The 6,515-nt window shown below is 75.3% G+C and carries 7 protein-coding genes and 1 pseudogene; 4 read left to right on the plus strand and 4 right to left on the minus strand.

Translation table 11 applies throughout. The features are described 5' to 3' along the window. The 3 genes and pseudogenes from ACFV0Q_RS36540 to ybaK form a co-directional block, all read left to right on the plus strand. Positions 1-685 (plus strand): annotated as a pseudogene (locus tag ACFV0Q_RS36540) (oxidoreductase); the annotation flags it as partial. Positions 686-719: 34 nt separating this feature from the next. Then, positions 720-1,460: an LON peptidase substrate-binding domain-containing protein gene (locus ACFV0Q_RS36545; RefSeq protein ID WP_385011583.1), complete on the plus strand. Its 741-nt coding sequence runs from the start codon at positions 720-722 to the stop codon at positions 1,458-1,460. A gap of 4 nt (positions 1,461-1,464) precedes the next feature. Next, entirely contained in the window at positions 1,465-1,962 is a 498-nt protein-coding gene (ybaK, locus tag ACFV0Q_RS36550) for a Cys-tRNA(Pro) deacylase (RefSeq protein WP_385011585.1), read from the plus strand. 193 nt (positions 1,963-2,155) lie between these two features. Here the strand turns inward: ybaK and ACFV0Q_RS36555 are convergent, their stop codons facing one another. From ACFV0Q_RS36555 to ACFV0Q_RS36570, 4 genes are all read right to left on the minus strand, one after another. After that, complete coding sequence (locus ACFV0Q_RS36555; protein ID WP_385011587.1) at positions 2,156-2,800, minus strand: hypothetical protein; 645 nt, start codon at positions 2,798-2,800, stop codon at positions 2,156-2,158. Between the two features lie 47 nt (positions 2,801-2,847). Further along, entirely contained in the window at positions 2,848-3,645 is a 798-nt protein-coding gene (locus ACFV0Q_RS36560; protein WP_385011589.1) for an ABC transporter permease, read from the minus strand. Then, the gene (locus tag ACFV0Q_RS36565) at positions 3,642-4,616 is read right to left on the minus strand and encodes an ABC transporter ATP-binding protein (protein ID WP_385011595.1); all 975 of its coding nucleotides are present in this window, start codon (positions 4,614-4,616) and stop codon (positions 3,642-3,644) included. The genes ACFV0Q_RS36560 and ACFV0Q_RS36565 overlap by 4 nt, the downstream gene beginning before the upstream one ends. Positions 4,617-4,707: 91 nt before the next feature. Beyond that, positions 4,708-6,036, minus strand: coding sequence for an NYN domain-containing protein (locus ACFV0Q_RS36570; RefSeq protein WP_385011591.1), 1,329 nt, complete (start codon positions 6,034-6,036; stop codon positions 4,708-4,710). A gap of 221 nt (positions 6,037-6,257) precedes the next feature. Here ACFV0Q_RS36570 and ACFV0Q_RS36575 point away from each other — a divergent pair, with 221 nt between their 5' ends. After that, positions 6,258-6,425: a hypothetical protein gene (locus ACFV0Q_RS36575; protein WP_385011593.1), complete on the plus strand. Its 168-nt coding sequence runs from the start codon at positions 6,258-6,260 to the stop codon at positions 6,423-6,425. The last annotated feature ends 90 nt before the right edge of the window (positions 6,426-6,515 follow it).

Below are 6,515 nucleotides of genomic sequence, written 5' to 3' on the forward strand. Positions count from 1 at the left end.
GGAGGTCTCGCTCCGGCGGATGCAGACCCCGGAGTTCCGCGTCGTCGGGGAGGCTCCGGAGCAGGGGCGGGTGGTGGTGTCGGGGGCGAAGGTGGTCAAGCTCGTCGACCGCTCCACGAGCTGGCCCGGCCCGGGCCGGCTGTCCATGGAGGGCTTCGTCTACGAGAACCTCGCGCCCCGGGGCCACTTCCCGCTCGAGCGGCGCCTGGACTGGGTGGCGGCGGCCACCCCCGAGTACTCGCCGGAGCCGTACGAGCGGCTCGCCGCCGTGCTGCGGGCCAGCGGGGAGGACGCGGACGCCCGCGAGGTGCTGGTCGCCAAGCTCCGGCGGCGCCGGTCCACCCTGCCCCCCGCCGCCAAGGCCTGGGGGCACCTCCAGGACTGGACGGTGGTCTACGGCTACCGGCCGGGGCGGGCGGCGCTGTGGATGGCGGTGCTGTGGGCGGCGGGCGCCCTGCTGTTCTCCGGCCACCGCCCGGAGCCGATCAAGGCGGACGAGCACCCGCACTGGGACGCCGCCCTGTACGCGCTCGACCTGCTGCTCCCGGTGATCGATCTCGGCCAGGAGGGGCAGTGGAAGGTGGAGGGCGGCTGGCAGTGGGCCGCGGCGGCCCTGGTCCTGCTGGGCTGGATCCTGGCCACCACGGTGGCCGCGGGCGCGTCGCGGCTGCTGCGTCGGGGGTGACGGCCCGGGGCGTCCGGCCACTACCCTGTGCCTCGTGACCACCGTTCGCCTGCCCCTCTTCCCGCTGAACCAGGTTCTGTTCCCGGGCCTCGTGCTGCCGCTGAACATCTTCGAGGAGCGCTATCGCGCCATGATGCGCGAGCTGCTGAAGACCGGGGAGGACGAACCGCGCCGGTTCGCCGTCGTCGCGATCCGCGACGGCCGGGAGGTCGCGCCGACCGCGCCCGGTCTGCCCGACCAGACGGCGCTGCCCGAGCGGGGCCCGGCGGCGGGCTTCGGCGCGGACCCGGTCCAGGCCTTCCACCGGGTGGGCTGCGTGGCGGACGCGGCGACGATCCGGGAGCGGGAGGACGGCACCTTCGAGGTGCTCGCCACCGGCACCACCCGGGTACGGCTGCTCTCGGTCGACGCGTCCGGGCCGTTCCTGGTCGCCGAGCTGGAGGAGCTGCCCGAGGACACCGGCGACGGTGCGGGCGCCCTCTCGGAGGGGGTCCTGCGGGCCTTCCGCAGCTACCAGAAGCGGCTGGCCGGAGCCCGCGAGCGGACCCTGGCCTCGGCGCCGGACCTGCCGGACGAGCCGTCGGTGGTGTCCTACCTGGTGGCGGCCGCGGCCGTGCTGGACATCCCCTCGAAGCAGCGCCTCCTCCAGGCCCCGGACACGGCGACCCGCCTCGCGGAGGAGCTGAAGCTCCTGCGCTCCGAGACGGCCGTGATCCGCCACCTCCCGTCCCTCCCCGCGGTGGACCTGACCCGCGCCCCGACGAGCCCGAACTGACGAGATGGCGAAGAAGAAGCAGCAGCAGACGGCCGGCACCCCGGCCATCGTGGCCCTGAACACGGCCGGCGCGGACTTCACCACCCACGCCTACGCGCACGACCCGGCGCACCCCTCGTACGGCGAGGAGGCGGCCGAAGCGATGGGCGTCTCCCCGGACCGGGTCTTCAAGACGCTGGTCGCGGAGGTCGACGGCGCCCTCACGGTGGCGGTGGTCCCGGTCTCGGGCTCCCTGGACCTGAAGGCCCTGGCGACCGCCCTGGGCGGGAAGCGGGCCGCGATGGCCGACCCCGCGCTGGCGGAACGCACCACGGGCTACGTCCGGGGCGGCATCTCCCCCCTGGGCCAGCGCCGCCCGCTCCGCACGGTGCTGGACGCCTCTGCTTCGGCCCACGCCACGATCTGCGTCTCGGCGGGCCGCCGCGGCCTGGAGGTGGAACTCTCCCCCACCACCCTCACGACCCTCACGAAAGCCACCGTGGCCCCCATCGCCCGGCCATAGCCGGCTGCGCCAAGCTCCTGGGGCTCCGCCCCAGACCCCGCGCCTCAATCGCCGGCGAGGCTGGAGTTTCAGCCCCGCCGGCGTTTGAGGCGCGGGCGCCGAGCGCCGTGCAGTGAGCCGCGCCGGCGTTTGAGGCGGGAACGGAGGAAGGGCGGGGAGGGGCGAGCTCCGCGCAGCGGCAGCGGCGGGCCGGTCAGGAGGTGGCGCGCGGCGGCTCGGGCGCCGAGGCTTCCGCGTGGACGTGGGCCGCGGGGTACGCCCCGTAATACTCCACGCCCGGCGCCGGATCCCGCGGCCCCCACACGGCGGTCAGCCCCAAGTGCACGGCGACGGCCACCATCGGCCACACCAACAGCACCCCCTGCGCCAGCAACTGCATCGGCGCGTCGAACGGCACCCCCTTGCCCGCCTTCGCGGCAGCCCCCGGCACGTCGGAGTCCGGCCCGAGCCACAGCCCCAGCCGCCACCCCACCAGCGCGGCGAAGCACGCCCCGAGGGCCAGCCCGATCACCAGCGGCACACCCCCGCGCCGCCGCCACAGGAAGACGCCGAGCGCGCTCAGCACCCCGAACCCCAGCGCGAGCAGGAAGAACGTGCCGTCGGCCCCTATCCGCGCCTCGCTCTCGGTGTTGCGCAGGAAGACGGCCTCGCCGTTGGAGACGTACTGGACGCGCGGCGCGAGCCACATCCACAGCAGTCCGAGGAGTGCGCCGGACACGCCCACCACCAGGGCGACGGCGGCCCCGTCGCGGATGTCCGCCGGGGTGACGGCGGCCTCCGGAGCGGGGAGCTCGGGGAGGTCGGAGGGAGACGGCGGCGGGGTCACGGCTTCGGTCACCCCCACATCGTGCCAGGTACCCCCGCGGACGGCGTCGGCGGACGGCGTCAGCGGACCGCGGCCCGCCGGTACGCCCAGGTCGCGGCGGCCAGCGAGAGCACGCCGACGGCCCCGCACACCCCGAGGTCGAGGGCGACGGCCGCCCAGTCGGGGTGCGGGGCGAAGGTTTCCGCGAAGGCCTGTACCCCGTACGTGGACGGCAGCAGGTCCCGCGCCCACACGATGGGCTCCGGCATCCGCTCCGGCGGCAGCACCCCGAGCAGCAGGGCCGCCGACATGCCGAGCTGCCCGGCCAGCGTGGCCAGCTCCTGCCGAGGCGCCAGCAGCCCCAGCGCGGCGCCGAGCCCGGCCAGCGCGGCCCCGGCCAGCGGCACCACCGCGGCCAGGATCCACAGCCCGCCCATCGGCAGCCCGAACAGCACGCACCCGAAGACGGCGGTGACCAGCGTCCCCGGCAGCGTGAAGGAGGCGTACGCGGCGGCCGCGCCCAGCACCACCGAGGCGGGCGGCACCGGCAGGGTGGCGTAGTGGTCCAGCCCGCCGCTCGCCCGGAGCTGGCCGAAGTACTGCGCGAGCAGGTTCAGCGCCACGAAGGCGACGACCAGCACGGACGACCCGGCGACGACGGCCCGCGCCTCGGAGCCGCCGCCCCCGTCGACCACGCCCCGCATCAGGATCATGATCCCGACGGACTGGAAGGTGGCCACGAACAGCAGCGGGATCCGCGCCACCCGCGCCCGGGACAGCTGGGCGCGGTAGACGGCGGCGAGCGCCGGGAAGAACCGGGCGCGGGGCGCGAGGACCCCGGGCGGCACGGCGACGGGAGCGGCAACGACGTCGGTCACGACTTGACCAGACCCTTCATCCGGCCGCCCAGTGCGAGGTAGACGTCCTCCAGGCTCGGCGTGGCCAACGTGAAATCGTCGAGGGCGGCGAAGGCCGGGCCGCCGGTCACGGCGGCGACGGCCGCGCGCGCCTCGTCCTGGCCGAGCCGCAGCACCCAGCGGCGCCCGGTCTCGGTGGCGGCCGGGGCGAGCGCCGCGACCTCGGGCACCTCCAGCGGCGGGGCGGTGCGCCACACCAGTTCGAGGCGGACCTCGTCGGAGACCGAGGCCTTGAGTCCGGTGGGGGTGTCGCAGGCGATGACCCTGCCCTGGTCGATGACGGCGACCCGGTCGAGGACCGTCTCGGCCTCGATGACGTTGTGGGTGACCAGCAGGACCGTGGCGCCGTGCCGGGCGCGGCGCCGGTCGACCGCGGCCCATACGGCCCGGCGGGCGACGGGGTCCATGCCGGTGGTGGGCTCGTCGAGGACGAGTACGGGCCGTTCCCCGACCAGCGCGGCGGCGAAGCAGGCGAGGCGGCGCTGTCCGCCGGAGAGCTTCTTCAGGGGCCGCCCGGCGATCCCGGTCAGCCCGAGCTCCTCCAGGACGTCGTCCCGTGCGGTCCGCGCGTCGCGTGCGCCGAGTCCGCGCAGCCGCCCGGTGGTCTCGGCGGCCAGGGCGACGGTCAGTTCGTCCAGCGCGGTGGATTCCTGCCCGAGGTACGCGAGGAGGCGGGCGGCGCGTTCGGGGTGGCGTACGAGGTCGTGGCCGAGCAGGGTGACGCCGCCCGCGTCGGGCCGCATCAGGCCGGTGAGCTGGCGGACCAGGGTGGACTTGCCGGCGCCGTTGGGGCCGAGCAGGCCGAAGATCTCGCCGCGCCGGACGTCCAGGGTGATCCCGTCGGTGGCCCGGGTCTCGGGCAGGGCGGGGGCCCCGCGCCGGCCGCGTACGGCGGGGTACGTCTTGACCAGGTCACGCACCGCGCAGACCACGTCGGAAGCCGCTGCGGCGGCCGCTGCCGTGCTGTGCCCTGCCTGTGCTGTGCCCGTACTCACGAGGGAGCAGCCTACGCGGCTTCCGCCCCTACTCGGCCGCCGGGGTCGGCGGGCCGGAGGCCACCGGGGCCCCCGCCGCGCCGGGTGTACCGCCGACGTGCTCGGCCGCCGCGCGGACGTCGATCTCGCGCCAGAACCCGGCGCGGATGGCGTAGCGGTCGTGTTCGTCGATCTGGTCGTCCTTGTGCGCGAGCAGCCCGAAGCGGGCGGCGTAGCGGAGCAGCTCGCCGTCGATCCGGTGCGGGACGCGCGGGTACATGGTGGCCAGCTTCTGGAGGTGGACGGTCTCCGGGAGGCGCTCCATCCAGCGGCGGGCGAACACCTGGCCGACCTCGAACGGGTCTCCGCCGACGGTGGTGATGTCCTCCTCGCGGTCCGCCCAGCGCTGTTCGGCGCTGGTGAGCTGGGCGAGGGTGGGGAGCGAGGCGGTCTCGGCCGGTTCGCCGAGGGGTCCGGCCCGGTCGATCCAGCCCCGGTCGGAGGACCAGCGCAGGGCGCTGGCCGGGTTCGGGGCGCTCTGGCCGTTCTGGGTGTGCTGCGCGGCGCCGGCCTGGCCGGGGGCGCGCAGCGAGGCGAGGTCCTTGGGGGTGGGTACGGGCTTGGCGCCCTCGGTGGCGGGCGCCGGTACGGCTGCTCCGTTCGGGGGGTTCCCGGCGGGGGCTTCCGTGGCGGGGGCCGCGCCGCCGGTGCCGTTGCCGTTGCGGGCGGCCTCGGCGAGCGCCGCCTCGGGCAGGGGTGCGCTGAGGATCGCGGCGATCTCGGGGCGGGGGGCGGGCGCCGGGGCGCAGAGTCCGGTGAGGTCGCGGGGGCGGACGGCCCGGGTGATCCAGGCCCGGTCCAGGACGCGGCGTTCGTCGGCCTCGGCGACGAGGTCCTCGGACTGGTTGTAGTCCCCGTCGGCGGCCTGCACGGCCCACAGGTGGACGGCGACCCCGTGTTCCTTGGCGGACATCAGCCCGGGCAGCAGGTCTCCGTCGCCGGTCACCAGGACCACGTCGGAGCAGGCCCGGTTGCGGGCCAGCTCGGTGAGCTCGGCGTGCATGGCGGCGTCGACGCCCTTCTGCGCCCAGCGGCCGTCGCTGCGGGTCAGGGCGCCGAGCCGGACGGTGACGCGGGGCATGACGCGCAGCCGCCGGTGTTCGGGCTGCGGCACCCGGTCGGGGGCGCCGTCGAACCAGTAGATCCGCAGCAGGGGCTGTTCGGTGTCGGCTTCGGCGCGTTCGCGCAGCCCGTGGATGAGGGCGGAGTGGTCGACGGTGATGCGGGAGCGGGAGGGCTCTCCGGCGAGGAGGCTCGCGGCGGCGCCGAGCAGGTATCCGGCGTCCACCAGGACGACGCAGCGGTCCACGCGTTCCACCCTCTTCCCTGCGGTTCCCTGGGGGTCCTCGACAAGTTTTCCCCGAGTCTGCCCGACCGCAAGGGTGTTGACGGCCGGAACTCGATCATCGGCGTGGCGGATCTTCCGGAGGGCCCCGAAAGCGGCTCCACTACGCGCAGTAATGATCCAAAATGCGCGGTTTACGGGGGTGTGTGAGTGTGAAGGCGGCCCTGGCCCCTACACCCCCACGGAGGCATCCCATGGCCAAGAACAAGAACCAGAAGCAGCCCGCGAAGCAGCAGCCGCGGTCGGCGCAGGATACGTCGAAGTCCTCGATCGAGTCCTCGCCGGAGGAGCGCACCTCGCAGGCTCCGAGCCCGCTGGACATGGCCCACAAGGGCAAGCAGAAGCGCTTCGGCCACAACTGACGCCGCCGCCCCGCGTGCGGTAACCGGAAGGGGGGGCCCCGGCGCGGCGGGCGCGGCCCGCCGGACGGGAGGGGTACAGGGGGGCGAAAC

This window comes from Streptomyces sp. NPDC059564, assembly GCF_042735575.1.
Taxonomy (GTDB): domain Bacteria; phylum Actinomycetota; class Actinomycetes; order Streptomycetales; family Streptomycetaceae; genus Streptomyces.